The organism is Pseudarthrobacter phenanthrenivorans Sphe3, from assembly GCF_000189535.1.
In the GTDB taxonomy this organism is placed as follows: Bacteria; Actinomycetota; Actinomycetes; order Actinomycetales; family Micrococcaceae; genus Arthrobacter; species Arthrobacter phenanthrenivorans.
This window is the reverse complement of sequence record NC_015145.1, coordinates 908,844-925,784: the sequence shown is the minus strand read 5'-3', so window position 1 is coordinate 925,784 and position 16,941 is coordinate 908,844. Positions and strand designations below refer to the sequence as shown.

Genomic DNA, 16,941 nt, shown 5'->3' with positions numbered 1-16,941 from the left:
AGTGCTACTCCTTGCCCGCGGCGGCGAAGCCTGCCGGCCGGCGGACCTCCTGGCCGAGGGCCTGTGCCGCGTAGCCGCTGGCTGCTCCAAACCGGTCCCCGGGCACGGCCTTGTCCGCCATCAGCGTCACCAGCTCATAGGCCACATGGCTGGCGGCAACGCCCGTGATTTCGGCGTGGTCGTAGGCCGGGGCCACCTCCACGACGTCGGCGCCCACCAGGTTCATGCCGCGGAAGCCGCGGATGATCTCCAGCAGTTCACGGCTGGTGATGCCGCCCGCTTCCGGGGTGCCGGTACCCGGGGCGTGGGCGGGATCCAGGACATCGATGTCCACGGAGATGTAAAGCGGTCGGCTGCCGATCCGGTCGCGGACCTTGGCCACGGTTTCCAGGACGCCCTGGTAGTAGACGTCAGCGGAGGTGACGATGCCGAACCCAAAGCGGTGGTCGTCGTCGAGATCCTTCTTGCCGTAGAGAGGCCCGCGGGTGCCGATATGGCTGATGGCCTCGGTGTCCAGGATGCCTTCCTCCACCGCGCGCCGGAATGGAGTGCCATGAGTGTATTCAGCACCGAAGTAGGTGTCCCAAGTGTCCAGGTGCGCATCGAAGTGGAGCATGGCGATGGGCTCCCCGGCGCGTTCGGCGGCGGCCCGAAGCAGCGGCAGGGCGATGGTGTGGTCCCCGCCCAAGGTCACCAGCTTGCTGCCGGCGGCCGTCAGGTCCAGCGCGTTCTGCTGGATGGTTTCGATGGCTTCATTGATATTGAACGGGTTGACGGCCATGTCCCCGGCGTCGGCCACCTGGATGTTTTCGAACGGGCTCACGTCCCAGGCCGGGTTGTACGGGCGCAGCAGGCGGCTGGCTTCCCGGATGTGGTTGGCGCCGAAGCGGGCACCGGGACGGTAGGAGACGCCGGAGTCGAAAGGGACCCCCACCACGGTGACATCAGCCTTGGCAACCTGGTCCAGCCGGGGAAGGCGGGCATAGGTGGCAGCTCCCGCATAGCGGGGGATCCGGGATGAATCGATGGGGCCAAGGTTGCCGTTGGCTTCGATGCGCAGCTCTTCCAATGGAGGCCTCTCCTTCAAGGAGTCGGGGACTGATGTGACTGCCATCATACACCCTGGTTTTCCTATGTGCATCAGTTGTTTACTTCGATCGCCTGCCCCGCGTAACCCGTGCGTTCCTGCCCAGTTACTCCCACCGCCACCTCGGCCATGCCCGCCCCACCCGCAGAATTCCGGCACTCATCATCACGACGAACCCGGTGTACGGCAGGTAACCGGGAAGGAACGCACACCACAGCCAGGAAGATGTGTCCACATAGGGCAGGCACCCGGTTCCCCTGCTGCAACACGGGAGATCAGATGCCGATGCAAGGACTACCAGGCGGCAATCCGGCACAACGGCCGGCTCAGTTGCGCCAGCGCCGCCGCCCATTACGGGCTCTGGCTGAGACAGACACCTTCACGGCTCCACCTGGCCTGCAATCACGGCCACGGCAGCGGCTTTGTCCGCCACCGCACAGTCAGGTTCGAGGGTCATCCCTCCCTGCCAATAGCTGCAGTGGAAGACGTCGCCCTGCATGCTTTGGGGTGCCTCCCGCCGCCAGCATCCACCGCGATAGCGACGTCGGCAGTCCGCCTGCACGGCGTATCCCCGGAACTGCTGGCCCGCGAACTGCGGGCAGACCGCTCCGGCACGGCACTCCGGGCACTTCGGGAACTGGACGTGCGGGCCGAATCCATTGTTGAGGTCGATGCTCAGCACCTGTTCCGGAGCAACGGGATCAGCTACGAGGCACAAGTCTTCCTGCCGGGATCGGCCGGGTTGACTTCCTGCTGGATGGTTTCCTCATCGTGGAGATCGACGGCTTCGCGTTCCACTCCAAACGTGAGGACATGCTCCGCGACCGGAACCGCAACAACGCCTCGGCCGTCAACGGGTATGCGGTCCTGCGCTACATGCCCGAGCACGTATGGTTCAGCCCGGATCAGGTTCTGGCGGAAGTCAGGGCGGTACTGGCGGCCCGCCACAGTACGGCTTATTGAGTGGTGTGCGTTCCAGCCCAGTTACCGCCGGACAACAACCCTTGGGCGGGACGAGTTCCCACAGTTACCTACGGCTGCACAACGTACTGGCGTAAGTAACTGGGACGGAACGCACGCGGCGGACAGAAAGGCAGTTACCGGCTCGCGGCGGGAACCAGGACCCAGAGCACCTCGACCGGCCTGTCCGTTGGGTTGATCCAGGTGTGCGGCTCGCGGCCCGGGAAGGTTACGGTGTCCCCCGTGCTGAGGTCGTATTCCTCATTAGTCAGGATCAGCCGGATGTCCCCCTTGATCACGTGGAGGACGTCGACGTCGCAGTCCACGGCGTAGAGTTCGGACTCGCCGCGGCCGTGCGGTTCGATCATCGCCTGGATGATCTGGACCCGCCGCTCGGAACGGGCCGTCAGGAGTCGCTCCACAATGCCATGGCCGCCCAGGGAGATCCGCGGCCCGTCGTTGCGCTTGGTCAGGTGCGTTTCCGGTGCGGCAAACAGGTCCCCGATGGAGATCGAGAGGACCTGGCACAGGGTGACCAGGGAGGCCACGGACGGGGAGGTAAGGTCGCGCTCCACCCGGCTGAGGAATCCCTTGGTCAGCCCGGTGGCATCGGCGACCTGCTCGATGGTGAGCCGCTGGGACTGGCGGGCGGCCCGGATCCTGGAACCGATGGCGACCGGAACATTGCTCGGCTCAACTGGCAGTGCCTTCATCTAGGAACCTTTCATTGCCGGCAGCCCGGCCCATTCTGGAGCAATCCTAATAGCCAAGGGCTTCTGTGACGTGTCATTGCAGGCGCGCCCCGGAGTCCAAAGCTCCCTTGACTGTTACCACCATCACAGCCTACTCTTTGGACAACACCTGTTGCCTATAGGGCAATATTCGAGAATCCCCTCTCACTCCCCTTTCTCCGCAGCAGTTGACCGGGCCTCCCTTTGCCCCGGCACAGCCAGGCTGCCAACATGCTCCAAGGAGCCCAACATGGACGCAAGCGTCATCAATATCGCCATCGTGGTGGTGTACCTGCTGGCAATGCTGGCTTTCGGCTGGTGGGGCAAGTCCCGCACCAAGAACAACAGCGATTTCCTGGTGGCCGGCCGCCGCCTTGGCCCCTTCCTCTACACAGGCACCATGGCGGCCGTAGTCCTGGGCGGCGCCTCCACCGTGGGCGGCGTGGGCCTCGGCTACAAGTTCGGCATCTCCGGCATGTGGCTCGTGGTCGCCATCGGCGCGGGCGTCCTGCTGCTGAGCCTGCTGTTCGCCGGCACCATCCAGAAACTGAAGATCTACACGGTCTCGCAGATGCTCACCCTGCGCTACGGCAGCAGGGCTACTGAAGCCTCGGGCATCGTCATGCTCGCCTACACGCTGATGCTGTGTGCCACCTCCACCGGCGCCTACGCCACCATCTTCGTTGTGCTCTTCGACTTGGACAGGGCCATGGCCATCGCAGTCGGCGGGGCAATCGTGCTGGTGTACTCCACGGTGGGCGGCATGTGGTCCATCACCCTGGCTGACCAGGTGCAGTTCATCATCAAGACCGTGGGCATCTTCTTCCTGATGCTGCCCTTTACCCTCAACGCAGCGGGTGGTTTTGAAGGCATCCGCAGCCGCGTGGACGAAAGCTTCTTCCAGATTGACGGCATCGGTGTGCAGACCATCATCACGTACTTCGTCGTCTATACCCTTGGCCTGCTGATCGGCCAGGACATCTGGCAGCGCGTCTTTACGGCCAAGACCCCCACCGTGGCCCGCTGGGGCGGCGCCACCGCAGGCATTTACTGCATCCTCTATGGCGTTGCCGGCGCATTGATCGGCATGGCCGCGAGCGTGGCCCTCGCCGACATCGAGATCGCGGTCAAGGACGACGTCTACGCCGAGGTTGCCCAGACCCTGCTGCCCGTGGGCATCGGCGGACTGGTCCTCGCGGCAGCGGTGGCCGCCATGATGTCCACCGCTTCCGGCGCCCTGATTGCTGCCGCCACCGTGGCCCGGGCAGATGTCCTGCCGTTCGTGGCCAGCTGGTTCGGCAAGGACATCAACACCGGGGACACGGACAACCCTGAGCACGACGTCAAGGCCAACCGCATCTGGGTCCTCGCCCTGGGCATCGTGGCCATCCTCATCGCCATCATCACCAAGGACGTGGTGGCAGCCCTGACCATCGCCTACGACATCCTGGTGGGCGGCCTGCTGGTGGCAATCCTCGGCGGCCTGGTGTGGAAGCGCGGCACCGGCCTGGCAGCCGCCGTGTCCATGGCTGTGGGATCCGTGGTGACCCTTGGCACCATGATCATCCTGGAAGTCAACGCCAAGGCGCCGCTGGACGGCATTTACGCCAACGAGCCCATCTACTACGGCCTGCTGGCCTCGGCAGTGGTCTACATCGCAGTGTCCCTGCTGACCAAGCCCACCGATCCGCAGGTCATGCGCAACTGGCAGCGCCGGGTGGCCGGGCAGGGCAACGAAGAGGCTCCGGTTCCCGCCGCAGCGCGCTGAGTCCGGCGAGATCCATCACCGGCAGGACGTACGACGGCGGCACCTCCCTTTGCTTGGCATGAAAGGGGAGGTGCCGCCGTCGTCAGTCCTACTCGGCCTCGCGGACCTCGTCCGGGTCGTCCAGCGGGACGGGGCGGTCCTCGGCGTCGATGACGATCGGAGGCGCCTGGACCACCGGTTCCTCCTCGTCCAGGAATTCGTCCTCCGTGTCCCAGTCGTCCTCAACTACCGGTGCATCCTCGGCGTAATCGTAGGCGGGATCCGCCTCGACGGCCTCCAGGTGCGGCATGTCCGGGTGCTGTCCGGTGGTGCTCATGATTGAACCTCCGTTTGTTCGCCTGACGTGCTCTTTCAGTGAGGGCGCTGGCTGCGCCACACTTTCATCACAGCACCGCCCGGCATGCGGGTCAATAGCATTGTGCTTGGAGCAAAGGGCCCTTGAAAAGGTGCCGAATTACGGCGGACCGAAACTTCCGGAAGAGGAATACCTGCCAAAAATCCGCGGAATTCCGCAGTAAGCTGGCACTGCAATGGGGCCGAACCATGCCCCATCCAGCCCAGGAGTACCCGTGTCCCAACAGGCCGAACCCAACCAGCAGGCCAACCGCCCCACCGCGTCCGAGGGGACACCTCCCTCCACTGCAGCGCAGCCATCCCAGCCAGGGCAGCAGCCCCAGCCCTCGCCGTCGGACATCAAGCGCTGGCGCCAATACCTGGCGGATGAGCGGGCAGAAGCCGCCGTCTACCGGGACCTGGCGCAGAACCGGCAGGGCGAAGAACGCGACATCCTCCTTGCCCTGGCCGAGGCCGAGGGCCGACACGAGGCGCACTGGCTCGCACTGCTGGGGGAACGCGCGGGCAAACCGCGGCGCGCCTCGGTCCGCAGCCGGCTGCTGGGCTTCCTGGCCCGCCACTTCGGCTCGGTGTTCGTGCTGGCGCTGGCCCAGCGCGCCGAAGGCCGGTCCCCCTACGCCAAGGATCCCAACGCGACGGACGCGATGGCCGCCGATGAGCAGATCCACGAGGAAGTGGTCCGCGGACTGGCAACCCGCGGACGGAACCGGCTGGCCGGCACCTTCCGCGCCGCCGTCTTTGGCGCCAACGACGGCCTGGTGAGCAAACCTGTCCCTGGTGATGGGCATGGCCGCCTCCGGTGTGGCCAGCAGTGTGGTGCTCCTGAGCGGCATCGCGGGGCTCCTGGCGGGGGCCATGTCCATGGGCGCCGGCGAGTTCATTTCGGTCCGTTCCCAGCGTGAACTGCTGGCGGCAACCCGGCCCACCCAGGTCACCCTGATGGCGGCCCCCAAGCTTGACCTCGAGCACAACGAACTGTTGCTGGTGTACCTGGCCCGCGGCATGACCCAGGAGGCCGCCGAGCATCGGGTTGCCGAACGGATGGGTCTGTTCTCCTGCGACTGCGATCCAAGCCTGTCGCTGCAGCCGGAACTGCCCGACGTGGAGGACCAGCACGAGGCAGTGGGCACTGCGTGGGGCGCGGCCCTGTCCAGCTTCTGCTTTTTCGCGTCCGGCGCCATCGTGCCCATCCTGCCGTTCGTCTTTGGCCTGACCGGCGTTGCCGCGCTGGTGGTGGCAGGCGTGCTGGTGGGCCTGGCCCTGCTGGTCACCGGCGCCACGGTGGGCCTGCTGTCCGGAACCTCACCCCTGACGCGCGGCCTGCGCCAGCTTGCCATCGGGCTGGGCGCCGCCGCCGTCACTTACCTGCTGGGGCTGGTCTTCGGCACCGTGGTGGGTTGACGGTGGGCGGTCTCCTGATCGGCGCGCGCTAGTGGAGCCGCTGCTGCCGGGGGAACAGCGGCACGGGGAACAGCGGCACGGGGAACAGCGGCAAGGGGGATCGCGGCATGCCGCAGCCAGGGTCCGCCGGGGTGCCCGCGAGGTTTCCAGGCTCTTCCTGATCGCCGCCCTCACCACGGTCGGCGTCGTGGGAGCAGCAGTGGTCCTCGACGGTCCACGCTTCAGGGAACTGCTGGAGGTACGGATCGGCCCCGGGAAGGTTCCTCCTGGCGGCCAGAACGGCGGCCAGGCTGACCAGCCTGCGGGCCAGGCCGGCCAGACGCCGCAGTCCGAAACGCGGATGGAGGCGCCGCCCCCGGGCTTCGAGGAATCGAAGGTTCCGCTGGCCGCGGCCAGCCCGCCGGCCGTGGGGAGTGACGCGTACCAGTTCCTTGCGGTCAACGGGGACGGGACGCCAGTGGGGTACTCCCCCTGCAGGCCGCTGCATTACGTGGTGAATGACGCGCTGGCACCCGCCGGTTCCCAACAGCTGGTCACCGATGCGATCACCAGCATCTCGGCGGCTACCGGGATCCAGTTCGTCTACGACGGCACCACCTTAGAGCAGCCCTCCCCGCAGCGGCCCCCGTATCAGCCGGACGCCTACGGCGAGCGCTGGGCGCCGCTGCTGATCGCGTGGACCACCCCGGAAACAGCGCCGCAGCTGAAGGGGAAGGTGATCGGCACCGGCGGCAGCACGCATTTCAGTTACGACGGCGGTCCCAAGACGTTCGTGACCGGGGGGCTGGACCTGGACGCCCCGCAGATCGCCGACGAGCTCCTGAACCCGGACGGCCACCTGTATGCCAGCGCCGTGATCCTGCACGAGCTCAGCCACGTGATGGGCCTGGACCATGTGGAGGACCCCACGCAGCTGATGTATCCGGAGATCGGGACGCCGGCGGGACTGTCCGCCGGGGACCTGAACGGGTTGTTTGAGCTGGGCAAGGCCCAGTGCCGCAAGGACCTGTGACCGCGCACTGTGACAGCCCCAAACTCCGGATCTGGCGGCCCTAACGGGCTTGCCCGGACCCAAGCTGTTTCCGCAGGATCTCCACAGCCTCCTGCACCGTGTCTACCAGGAAGATCCGGTCTTCCATGGCGCGTCCGGCCGCAAGGCTTTGGAGCATGGGCCACGCGGGGTACTGGTGCTCCCAGTGGTGCCTGCCCACCAGCACCATCGGCGTGATCTTTTCCCGCGCCCCGTAGTAGTTTTCGCAGGCGTCCTGGAAAATTTCCTGCACTGTGCCGGCAGCACCGGGCAGGAAAACGATCCCCCCATTGCACAGTTCCAGCAGGATGGCCTCGCGGATGGCGTTGGCAAAGTACTTGGCAATGTGCGTGGCGAAGTAGTTGGGCGGCTCGTGCCCATAGAACCAGGTGGGGATTCCCAGCGACGGCGTTCCGTCCGGAAAGCGTTCGACGACGGCAGCCGCCGCGCGTGCCCACGCGGACACCGAGGGACGGAACCCGGGGACGGAGGCGAGCATGCCCAGCGCGGCGTGGACGTCGCCGTCGGACGCGCCGCTGAGGTAGGCGCCGAGATTGGCGGCCTCCATTGCCCCCGGTCCCCCGCCGGTGGCCACCACATGGCCTTCCTTGGCAAGGAGCCGGCCCAGCATGGCGGCTTCGGCGAAACCGCTGGTCCCGCGCTGCGCGGCATGGCCGCCCATGACACCCACCATGGCCCGGCCTTTCCACGGCCCTGTCCGCGTCAGTTCCTCGAGCGCATCGCCGATCGCATGGTCATGCAGGGCGGAGGCCAGGGTGGCGTCGATCCGGTGCCGCTGGCCATGCTGGATGCTCCACTGGTAGATCAGCGCATCCGGCAACTGCTCATAAGGTGAGTCCGCCAGCCCGGCGTACAGCTCCTGGGGCGAGTAGAGGGTAGCGCGGTAGGGGTTGAACGGGACTGTCTCCAGCCGGGGGAAAATCAGCGCGCCCCGCCGTCGCAGGCGGTCCTCCATGCCGTCGTCGAACGTGCAGCCGAGGAAGATGGCACCTTCCACGTGCATGTCCGCCAGTTCGTCGGACCTCCCGCGCAGGTCCAGGGACTGCGCGTGCCAGCCGTGCATGTCGAGGGCACCTGCTGCCACCAGGCGGTCGAAGCTTTCAAGGTCCTGGACCTCGAGGTTGTGCGGGCTGGGACCCAGGTTTCCGGAAAGGTTCACGGTCTAAACCTAAAGCAACGCCGGGCCAGATACAGCTCCTCCGCAGGTCCGGAACGGGCTGGGCCTGACCCCGCGTTGATGTGGGAGGCTGACGAATCAGGCCGAAGTTCCGGTGGACGCGGGCGCCTCGACGACGGTCGCGAACAGGAAGGAGATGGCGGCGAGGATGATGCCGCGCCGGGCGTGGCCAGGTTCTTCCTTGGCCGTCACCTTTCCGCTTGACGGGCTTCCGGGGCCTGCTACGATCTAAGGGAAAGTATGTCCTATCAAGCGAACATATAGCGGCAAAGTGGCCGCCCTGCGTTTGAGTCCTGATCGGGCTGGGCCGCAGAAAGGAAAGCACCATGGCGAACAACCTGGGTCTCAGCATCGACCGCTCCTCCCCAGTTCCCTTGTACCACCAAGTGGTACAAGGCATAGAGGCAGCCATCTACAGCGGGGTCCTGGAGCCAGGCAGCCGGCTGGACAACGAAATCGACCTGGCAGCCCAGCTCAACCTTTCCCGCCCCACCATGCGCAAGGCCATGGACGAACTGGTCCGGTCAGGCCTGCTGGTGCGCAAGCGCGGAGTGGGCACCCAGGTGGTGTCGAGCCAGGTTCGCCGCCCGCTGGAGCTTTCCAGCCTCTACGACGACCTCACCAACAACGGCAAGAAACCCACGACAGAAGTCCTGAGCTTCTCCCATGTCGAGGCGGACGAACCTACGCTGGCCACCCTGCAACTGCCTGCCGGATCCAAGGTGTACCACTTCACCCGCCTCCGCAAAGTCGGCGGAAAACCGCTGGCCCTGATGGAGAACTGGGTCCGGGATGACATCGCCGAGATGGATGAGGCCATGCTGTCGGCTGAAGGACTCTATTCCATCCTGCGCCGCGGTGGCGTCAACTTCCGGCTCGCCAACCAACGGATAGGCGCTGTGGTGGCCAATGACTACCAAGCCACCCTCCTGGAGACCGCTCCCGGATCAGCACTGGTCACCATGGAGCGCACGGCCACCGATGACACCGGCCGCCGCGTGGAAACCGGGCACCACGTGTATCGGGCCGATTCCTACAGCTTTGAAATGACACTCGTACAGCGCTGATTCAAGGAGCCAACTGCATGACCAACTGGGTTTACCCCCTGGGTACCGCCGCCGACGGCAAGTGGGATGTCTCGATCGGAACGTCCGATTCCTCCCTCGCCGTGGACGGGTGGGCACACACCGGCCTGAAGGTGGCCACCCTGGCGGCAGGGTCCGACGTCGTCCTTCCCGCCGCGGATGAGGAACGCATCGTGGTGCCGCTCAACGGATCCTTCACCGTCACAGTGGACGGCGGGGAATACCAGCTGGCGGGGCGCGCCTCCGTCTTCAGCGGCCCCACCGACGTCCTCTATTCCGGCACCGGGCGCGCGGTGACCATCAGCTCGGCCGACGGCGGCCGCGTGGCGGTTGCCACGGCCCCGGCCAGGGCCTCGTACCCCACCCGCCTGGTGGCCGCCGCCGAGACCCCGGTGGAGCTGCGCGGCGCCGGCAACTGCTCACGGCAGGTCCACAACTTCGGCACGCCGGCGGCCCTCGAGGCAGACCGGTTTATCGTGTGCGAGGTCCTGACTCCCGCCGGCAACTGGTCCTCCTACCCGCCGCACAAGCACGACGAGGAAAAGGAAGGCGAGACGCACCTCGAGGAGATCTACTACTTCGAGACCCGGGTGGCGCCGGGGTCGGCAGCTCCGTCCGACGCCGATGCCATCGGCTACCAGCGCGTGTATGCCTCGGATGAGCGCCCCATCGACGTGTCCGCCGAAGTCCGCACCGGTGACGTTGTCCTGGTTCCCTACGGCTGGCATGGCCCTGCCATGGCGGCCCCGGGATACGACCTGTACTACCTGAACGTCATGGCCGGACCCGGCCCGGTGCGCGAGTGGCTGATCAGCGACGACCCGCACCACGGCTGGATCAGGCAGACCTGGGACGGCCAGGACATTGACCCGCGGCTTCCGTTCGGTTCCTAGGTCCTTCCGCCGCGCCGGGAGGGGCACCGGGTGACCATGCGCTCCAGCCCTGCATAGCTGGACAAAAGCTCAAACGTGAAGGGGCGCTGCAGGCTCCTTCGGCGCTTCCGCCGCGACCTCTGCCCCGCTGGCACTCCGTTTGGCGGCGGCGGCTGCGAAAGCCATGACCACCAGGCCCAGCAGTGTGATGCCCGCTCCTGCCCAGATGGGCGAGGTGTAGCCAAGCCCTGCAGTAATGGTGACGCCGCCCAGCCACGCGCCCAGTGCGTTGCCCACATTGAAGGCCCCGATATTTGCGCCAGAGGCCAGGGTGGGGGCGCTGCTGGCGTAGTTCATCACCCGCATCTGCAGTCCGGGGACGGTGGCGAAGCCAAAGCCGCCCACAAGGACCAGCGAGGCCACGGTAAGCAGTTGGCTGGTGGCCGTGAGGGCAAAGACGACGAGGATGGCGGTAAGGGCCGCGAGGACCACCAGCAGGGTCCGGTCCAGGTTCCGGTCAGCCGCTTTTCCGCCGAGAGTGTTGCCCGCGAAGAGCCCCAGTCCGAACAGGATCAGGAGCCAAGGCACCATGCCGGCAGCGAAGCCGGATACCTCGGTGAGGGTGTAGGCGATGTAGGTGAAGGCGCCGAACATGCCCCCGAAACCGAGGATCGTGACCACAATCGAGAGCCATACCTGGCCGGAGCGAAAGGCCCGCAGTTCGCCGCGCAGCCCTCCGCTTTCGCCCCGGGCTCCGGCCGCCTTGGGGACGAGCGCCAGGATCCCCGCGAGCGCCAGGACACCGATGGCGGTGATAGCCCAGAAGGTGGCGCGCCAGCCCGCAGCCTGGCCCAGGAGGGTGCCGAACGGCACGCCCAAAACGTTGGCCGCCGTCAGGCCGGTAAACATCAGCGCGATGGCACCCGCCTTCTTCGCAGGGGCAACCATGCCTGCCGCCACCACCGAGCCGATGCCGAAGAAGGCGCCGTGGGCCAGCGCCGCGACAACCCGGCCTGCCATCATTGGCCAGTAGTCGGCTGCGGTGGCCGAGAGCAGGTTACCCGCGATGAACAGGACCAGCAGCGCCGCCAGCACCGGCTTCCGCTGGAAGCGGGTGACGGCCGCGGTGAGGCCCAGTGCGCCCACAACCACCGCCAGCGCATAGCCGGAAATCAGCCAACCCGCTTCCGCTTCGGAAACACCGAAGTCCGCTGCCACCTCGGGCAGCAGGCCCATGATCACAAACTCGGTAAGTCCAATTCCAAAGCCCCCAAGGGCCAGTGCTATCAATCCGACAGGCATGCCGGTACTCCTCTGCGTTGTGTGGGGACGCGCATGTTGGTGTGCGCAGGATTGCGCGTAAACTACTTGCAGGCGCGGGATTTATTGTTGCATACGCAATTATCCCGCGCAAGCAACTATCTAGGTGAGGAGTACTACCATGGGCATTAAGGACGACGCCGTCGAGGTCCGGGCGCAAGGCTGGCGCACCCTTGCCGCCCTCCACGGCCTCATCGAGACGGAGTTGGAGCGCTCGCTCCAGTCCCAGTACAAGCTATCGGTGGTGGAATACACCGTCCTGGAAGCCCTGAGCAGGCAGGACGGCTGGCACATGCGGATGCAGCAACTGGCCCGCGCTTCTGCTCTGAGCCCCAGCGCCACTACCCGGCTGGTCAACCGGCTGGAGGACAGGGGCCTGCTGACGCGCATCCTGTGCGCCGACGACCGCCGGGGAATCTATACGGAGCTGACCTCCGCCGGCCTCAGCCTCCTTGAGGAAGCGAGGCCAGTGCACGACGCCACCCTTGAACGTGCGCTGCTTGCGGCACAAGACATCCCCGAGCTGGCCCCGCTGGTGGACGCGCTCCCCAAGCTGCACGCAGTGTCCTGACCCGGCTTATCAGGACACTTGGCTGGCTACGGCTCCTGCCACGCGTACCGGGAGGCCGCTGGCCAGGGATTCCTGCGCGGCGTCTGCCACCCGGGAGGCGGCCACGGCGTCCTCGGGCGTGCACGGGTTGTCCCGCTCGCCCAGGACAAGCTCAACGAAGGCGGCCATTTCGGAACGGTAGGCCTGGTCGAAGCGCTCGGCGAAGGTCCTGTGCGGCTCACCCGAAGGGAAAGCGACGCCGGGTTCGGCCGAGGCCATGGCTGTCTTTTCGTCCAGCCCCACCATTAGTGACCGATTGGATCCCTGGATCTCCAGGCGCACGTCATGGCCTGCTCCGTTGTACCGCGTGGCCGAAACCGTGCCTACTGTCCCGTCGTCGAACGTCACCAGGGCCAATGCGGTGTCCACGTCCCCTGCTTCGCCGATTGCCGGGTCACCGTTGTTGGAGCCTTTGGCGTAGACCTCGACGATCTCGCGGCCTGTCAGCCAGCGCAGGATATCGAAGTCGTGGACTGAACAGTCCCGGAAGAGTCCACCGGAGGTTGCCAGGAACTCCACGGGCGGCGGAGCCATGTCGCAGGTGACCGCGCGCAGGGAGTGGATCCATCCCAGCTCGCCGGCCTGGTATGCCCGCCGTGCCTCACGGTAGCCGGCATCGAAACGCCGCTGATGGCCGATCTGGACCACACCGTTGCTGTCCCGGATGTAGTCCAGGACGGGCAGGGCGTCCGCAACGTTCATGGCCACCGGCTTTTCGCAGAAGACCGGGATGCCGGCGTCCACTCCCGCCTTGATCAGTTCGGGATGGGTCGCCGTGCCCGTGGCCACCACCAGGCCGTCGATGCCGGAGGCGAGCAGTGCATCCACAGAAGAAAGGTACTCGGCGCCGAGGCCCGCGGCCACGCTCCGGGCATGCTCTTCGGCCACGTCCGTGAGCCGGAGGGTCACGTTAATTCCCTTCGGATTCAACACCTCGTTGAGGGCGACGATGTTCTGGGCGTGCATGACGCCGATCCGGCCTACGCCGACCAAACCAAGCGTTGCATTCTTCATGATTTTTCCTCTGCATAGACGGTAAAAGCGGTCCGGAAGGCGTCGAGGGCTGCGTTGCTGTCATCCTTCGCCCACGCCTCCATGCCGACTGTGCCCTTATAGCCAGCTTCGGCGAGGGCCCGGGCCACAGCCGCGTAGTTGATTTCCCCGGTGCCCGGCTCGCAGCGTCCCGGAACGTCCGCCACCTGGATTTCACCGATGTACGGCATCGCCGACCTCACAAGTTCGATGAGGTTCCCCTCCCCCAGCTGCGCGTGGTAAAGATCCAGCATCAGTTTGGCGTTCGGGTGCCCCGCGGCCTCCACCAGTGCCAGGGTGTCCTTGGCGCGTGCCAGCGGAATACCGGGGTGGTCCAGGATGGTGTTCAGGTTTTCCAGGCAGAACGTCAGGCCATGCTTTTCGCCCAGCTTCCCGAGCTTTTCCAACGTCCGGGCGCCCGTGGCCCACATGCGGCCGGAGGATCGGTAGACCGGGCGGGCGGCCCGGCCGTCCACAAGTTCCGCCGGGTGCACCACCATGCGGCTGACGCCGAGTTCGTGGGCAGTGGGGATCAGAGCTTCAGCTGTCCGCACCACGTCGTGGGCCGTCTCCGGGTCCACCAGGCTGCCGGACGTGTAGCCGGTCATGGAGGAAAAGACGGCGCCGGTAGCCTTAAGCGCCTGGATGTCTTTGTTCCGGGAATCCCACATTTCAACGTCGAATCCCGCCTCGTGGATCCGCCGTACCCGTTCCACGAACGGAAGGTCCAGGAAGACCATTTCGGCGCAGACGGCCAGCCGCATCAGAGCGTGGCCTTCTCGCTGACGGCGACAGGGGCGCCCCGTTTGACCGATTCGATGCAGGCCAGCGCCATGGCCAGGGCGCGGCGGGCGTCGGCGGCACCGGGGGCAAGGCTCACGTCGGACGACGGCGAGGGCACGCCGTCGCGCTTTGCCCGCACGGCCGCGGCGAAGTCGGCGAGTTCGTCCGTGTAGGCCTGGCGGAACAGCTCCACGTTGAGGCGCGGTGTATCCGCCGAAAGTCCTTCTGCGGTGTAGCGCCGGGCCGCCGTTTCGGTGGACCGGCCGGCCTGCACCATGCCTTTGGAGCCGAAAACTTCGCCACGGACGTCATAACCGTACAGCGCACTGAAGTTGGCTTCGGCCACGGCCACGGCACCGTTGCTGTACCGGATGGTCACCACCGCCGTGTCCAGGAAACCCTGGTCGCGCAGGGACGGCTCCACAAGCGCGTCCGCCACGGCGTACACCTCCACGGGTTCGGCACCCTCGTTGAACCAGTTGAGGGTGTCGAAATCGTGGATGAGGGTCTCCAGGAAGATGGTCCACGCCGGGACCCTGGCGGCGTTGGGGATGCTTCCGGTCCCGGGGTCGCGGGTCAGCGAGCGCAGGAGTTGCGGGGTTCCTGCGGTTCCGGCGGCGAGGTCCTTCTTCGCTGCCTGGAAGTCATCGGCGTAACGGCGGTTGAATCCGATCTGGAACAGGACGCCCGCCTCGTCCACGGCGGCGAGCGCGGCGTCCAGTTCGGCCAGGGACTGGCCGGCCGGTTTCTCGCAGAAGACGTGCTTTCCGGCTGCCGCCGCTTGGGCAATCAGTGTTGAGTGGAACCGTGCCGGGCTGGCGATGACCACGGCGTCAATCTCCGGATCGGCGAAGATGTCTTCGGCACTCGCTGTCACCTTCGCGGTACCCAGATCCTGGGCAAGGTTCTGCGCGGACTCTACGTTCGGGTCCGCAATGGCGGCAAGGTCGGCGCCGGGGACGCGGCGGGCGATGCTTTCGGCGTGGAAGGCACCCATCCAGCCCGAGCCGATGAGTCCAATCCGTACCGGTGCGGGCTGTGCCGCAGCGTTCTGCGTGATGTAAGCCAATGGCTAGTCCTCTCGATGTACTTACAGGAATGGGTCAGGCGAGCGTATTGCTTTCACCGGGAGATCGGAGTCGGCAGGCGAGCGGCGGGCAGGTGTGCAGGCGGCTTCAGTAGATGACCTTCGTGTAGGCGCCGTCGCTGTGCAGCGACCGGATCATTGCCTGGGCAACCTGGGACGCCCGCAGGCCGTCCTCTCCCGTGGCAAGCGGGGCCGGTTCACCGAGTTCGAGCGCGGAGATCCAGGCCTGCAGCTGGAGCCAGTAGGCGTCGGCGAAGCGGGGACGCCAGTCAGCGGGAATCCGTGAGCGCCGCTGGCCTTCCTCCTGCACGGCCGGGACCGCCGGTTCCGGCGGGGCGGTGGTGCCCCGCTCCGACACAACCTCACACGCGGTGGTGTAGCCGTATTGTGCATTGAGGAACAACTCCAGGGTGGCCAGGGTTCCGTCTGCCAGGCGGAACAGCATGAACGCCGGATCCTGGAGGCCGCCGCCGGCGAAGCGGGAACTCCGGCCCGCCTGCCACGAGACCTCGGCGATGGGCGAGTGCAGCAGCCAGGGGACGATGTCCAGTTCGTGGATGGCGGAATTGGTGATGGCGGATTCGGCTGTGGTGCCGGGACCGGTCTGGTTTTGGTCTTTCCACTGCCCGGCAGCGGGGGTCCGCAAGAAACGATACGGACCCCTGCTCACCAGTGAAGCGGGCCCGGGCTGCCTGCGGCTGCTGTCCAGCCGCTGTCAGCGAGCGTCGCCGACGTCAGCAACCTCGGCCTGTACTTCCTTGACGACGTCGCCGTGCCCGCCGATCTGTTCGAGCTCGTGGGCGAGCTCGGCGAGCTCGGCGCCGCCGGCCATCTGGGCCGTCAGCTCATCAAGGGTGATGTCCTTCTTGTCGTAGTAGCCGATGGACCTGCCGCGCTTCAGCAGCAGGAAGCGGTCACCGACTGGGAAGGCATGGTGGGGGTTGTGGGTAATGAAGATAACGCCGAGTCCGCGGTCGCGGGCCTGCAGGATGTAGCGCAGGACTACGCCCGACTGCTTCACGCCGAGGGCCGCCGTCGGCTCGTCCAGAATGAGGACCTTGGCACCGAAGTAGACTGCGCGGGCGATCGCGACGCACTGCCGCTCACCGCCGGAGAGCTGGCCGATGGGCTGCTCAACGTCACGCAGGTCGATGCCCATGTCCGCAAGTTCCTTCTTGGTGACGTCCTTCATCTTCTGGACGTCCAGCTTCCTGAACGGCCCGAAGCCGGTGGTCAGCTCCGAGCCCAGGAAGAAGTTGCGCCAGATGGGCATCAGCGGCACTACGGCCAGGTCCTGGTAGACCGTGGCGATGCCAACATCCAGGGCATCCCTGGGCGAGCTGAACTTGCGCTCCTCCCCCATGACTTTCAGGACGCCCTCGTCATGCTGGTGAAGCCCGGCGATGATCTTGATCAAGGTGGACTTGCCTGCCCCGTTGTCGCCGAGGACGCACGTAACGCGGCCGTTGTCAACGGCCATCGTGACATCCGTAAGGGCAACGATGCTGCCGTAGTGCTTGCCCACGCTCTCCAGGGACAGCAGGTGCACGGGCGTGTGGGTCAGCGGATCCTTTTCGTCCCTGAGGAGCTGCTGCTGGTCTATCTGCTTGGCGTTCATGGTTA

The 16,941-nt window shown here is 66.2% G+C and carries 17 protein-coding genes and 1 pseudogene; 7 read left to right on the top strand and 11 right to left on the bottom strand.

Features of this window, described 5'->3' with window-relative positions; genetic code table 11:
* Positions 1–4: 4 nt before the first annotated feature.
* Both speB and ASPHE3_RS22575 read right to left on the bottom strand, forming a co-directional pair.
* Positions 5–1,069 (bottom strand): agmatinase, encoded by a 1,065-nt coding sequence (gene speB / locus ASPHE3_RS04365; RefSeq protein WP_013600017.1) that lies wholly within the window; start codon positions 1,067–1,069, stop codon positions 5–7.
* A 397-nt stretch (positions 1,070–1,466) separates the two neighbouring features.
* The gene (locus tag ASPHE3_RS22575; RefSeq protein ID WP_049786037.1) at positions 1,467–1,805 is read right to left on the bottom strand and encodes a hypothetical protein; all 339 of its coding nucleotides are present in this window, start codon (positions 1,803–1,805) and stop codon (positions 1,467–1,469) included.
* Between the two features lie 53 nt (positions 1,806–1,858).
* Between ASPHE3_RS22575 and ASPHE3_RS22570 the strand changes: the two genes are divergently transcribed.
* Positions 1,859–2,050: a DUF559 domain-containing protein gene (locus ASPHE3_RS22570; RefSeq protein ID WP_049786036.1), complete on the top strand. Its 192-nt coding sequence runs from the start codon at positions 1,859–1,861 to the stop codon at positions 2,048–2,050.
* Between the two features lie 134 nt (positions 2,051–2,184).
* Here ASPHE3_RS22570 and ASPHE3_RS04355 read toward each other — a convergent pair whose 3' ends face one another.
* Positions 2,185–2,760, bottom strand: a complete 576-nt coding sequence (locus ASPHE3_RS04355) for a helix-turn-helix domain-containing protein (protein ID WP_013600016.1) — start codon at positions 2,758–2,760, stop codon at positions 2,185–2,187.
* 268 nt (positions 2,761–3,028) lie between these two features.
* On the opposite strand from ASPHE3_RS04355, the gene ASPHE3_RS04350 reads away from it, so the two are divergent.
* On the top strand, positions 3,029–4,546 hold the full coding sequence (locus ASPHE3_RS04350; RefSeq protein WP_013600015.1) for a sodium:solute symporter family protein: 1,518 nt from the start codon (positions 3,029–3,031) through the stop codon (positions 4,544–4,546).
* 88 nt (positions 4,547–4,634) lie between these two features.
* Here ASPHE3_RS04350 and ASPHE3_RS04345 read toward each other — a convergent pair whose 3' ends face one another.
* A complete protein-coding gene (locus ASPHE3_RS04345) occupies positions 4,635–4,862 on the bottom strand; it encodes a hypothetical protein (protein WP_013600014.1) in 228 nt (75 codons plus the stop codon).
* Between the two features lie 253 nt (positions 4,863–5,115).
* On the opposite strand from ASPHE3_RS04345, the pseudogene ASPHE3_RS04340 reads away from it, so the two are divergent.
* Together ASPHE3_RS04340 and ASPHE3_RS04335 are read left to right on the top strand one after the other, a co-directional pair.
* A pseudogene (locus tag ASPHE3_RS04340) lies at positions 5,116–6,301 on the top strand (VIT1/CCC1 transporter family protein).
* 31 nt (positions 6,302–6,332) lie between these two features.
* Positions 6,333–7,313 (top strand): matrixin family metalloprotease, encoded by a 981-nt coding sequence (locus ASPHE3_RS04335; protein WP_013600013.1) that lies wholly within the window; start codon positions 6,333–6,335, stop codon positions 7,311–7,313.
* A gap of 40 nt (positions 7,314–7,353) precedes the next feature.
* Here ASPHE3_RS04335 and ASPHE3_RS04330 read toward each other — a convergent pair whose 3' ends face one another.
* Positions 7,354–8,511 carry an LOG family protein gene (locus tag ASPHE3_RS04330; RefSeq protein WP_013600012.1) on the bottom strand — a complete coding sequence of 386 codons (1,158 nt, stop codon included), beginning with the start codon at positions 8,509–8,511 and terminating at the stop codon, positions 7,354–7,356.
* 344 nt (positions 8,512–8,855) lie between these two features.
* Between ASPHE3_RS04330 and ASPHE3_RS04325 the strand changes: the two genes are divergently transcribed.
* Together ASPHE3_RS04325 and iolB are read left to right on the top strand one after the other, a co-directional pair.
* Positions 8,856–9,596: a GntR family transcriptional regulator gene (locus ASPHE3_RS04325; RefSeq protein ID WP_013600010.1), complete on the top strand. Its 741-nt coding sequence runs from the start codon at positions 8,856–8,858 to the stop codon at positions 9,594–9,596.
* A gap of 17 nt (positions 9,597–9,613) precedes the next feature.
* Positions 9,614–10,507 carry a 5-deoxy-glucuronate isomerase gene (gene iolB, locus ASPHE3_RS04320; RefSeq protein WP_013600009.1) on the top strand — a complete coding sequence of 298 codons (894 nt, stop codon included), beginning with the start codon at positions 9,614–9,616 and terminating at the stop codon, positions 10,505–10,507.
* Between the two features lie 69 nt (positions 10,508–10,576).
* Here iolB and ASPHE3_RS04315 read toward each other — a convergent pair whose 3' ends face one another.
* On the bottom strand, positions 10,577–11,788 hold the full coding sequence (locus ASPHE3_RS04315) for an MFS transporter (protein WP_013600008.1): 1,212 nt from the start codon (positions 11,786–11,788) through the stop codon (positions 10,577–10,579).
* 139 nt (positions 11,789–11,927) lie between these two features.
* Here ASPHE3_RS04315 and ASPHE3_RS04310 point away from each other — a divergent pair, with 139 nt between their 5' ends.
* Positions 11,928–12,377 carry a MarR family winged helix-turn-helix transcriptional regulator gene (locus ASPHE3_RS04310; RefSeq protein ID WP_013600007.1) on the top strand — a complete coding sequence of 150 codons (450 nt, stop codon included), beginning with the start codon at positions 11,928–11,930 and terminating at the stop codon, positions 12,375–12,377.
* Positions 12,378–12,386: 9 nt separating this feature from the next.
* Here ASPHE3_RS04310 and ASPHE3_RS04305 read toward each other — a convergent pair whose 3' ends face one another.
* From ASPHE3_RS04305 to ASPHE3_RS04285, 5 genes are all read right to left on the bottom strand, one after another.
* The gene (locus tag ASPHE3_RS04305; RefSeq protein ID WP_013600006.1) at positions 12,387–13,430 is read right to left on the bottom strand and encodes a Gfo/Idh/MocA family oxidoreductase; all 1,044 of its coding nucleotides are present in this window, start codon (positions 13,428–13,430) and stop codon (positions 12,387–12,389) included.
* On the bottom strand, positions 13,427–14,212 hold the full coding sequence (locus ASPHE3_RS04300) for a TIM barrel protein (protein WP_013600005.1): 786 nt from the start codon (positions 14,210–14,212) through the stop codon (positions 13,427–13,429). The genes ASPHE3_RS04305 and ASPHE3_RS04300 overlap by 4 nt, the downstream gene beginning before the upstream one ends.
* Positions 14,212–15,300, bottom strand: a complete 1,089-nt coding sequence (locus ASPHE3_RS04295; protein ID WP_013600004.1) for a Gfo/Idh/MocA family oxidoreductase — start codon at positions 15,298–15,300, stop codon at positions 14,212–14,214. The genes ASPHE3_RS04300 and ASPHE3_RS04295 overlap by 1 nt, the downstream gene beginning before the upstream one ends.
* Before the next feature lie 106 nt (positions 15,301–15,406).
* Positions 15,407–15,964 carry a Gfo/Idh/MocA family oxidoreductase gene (locus tag ASPHE3_RS04290; RefSeq protein ID WP_049786035.1) on the bottom strand — a complete coding sequence of 186 codons (558 nt, stop codon included), beginning with the start codon at positions 15,962–15,964 and terminating at the stop codon, positions 15,407–15,409.
* 69 nt (positions 15,965–16,033) lie between these two features.
* Positions 16,034–16,936 (bottom strand): ATP-binding cassette domain-containing protein, encoded by a 903-nt coding sequence (locus ASPHE3_RS04285; RefSeq protein WP_013600003.1) that lies wholly within the window; start codon positions 16,934–16,936, stop codon positions 16,034–16,036.
* Positions 16,937–16,941: the final 5 nt, after the last annotated feature.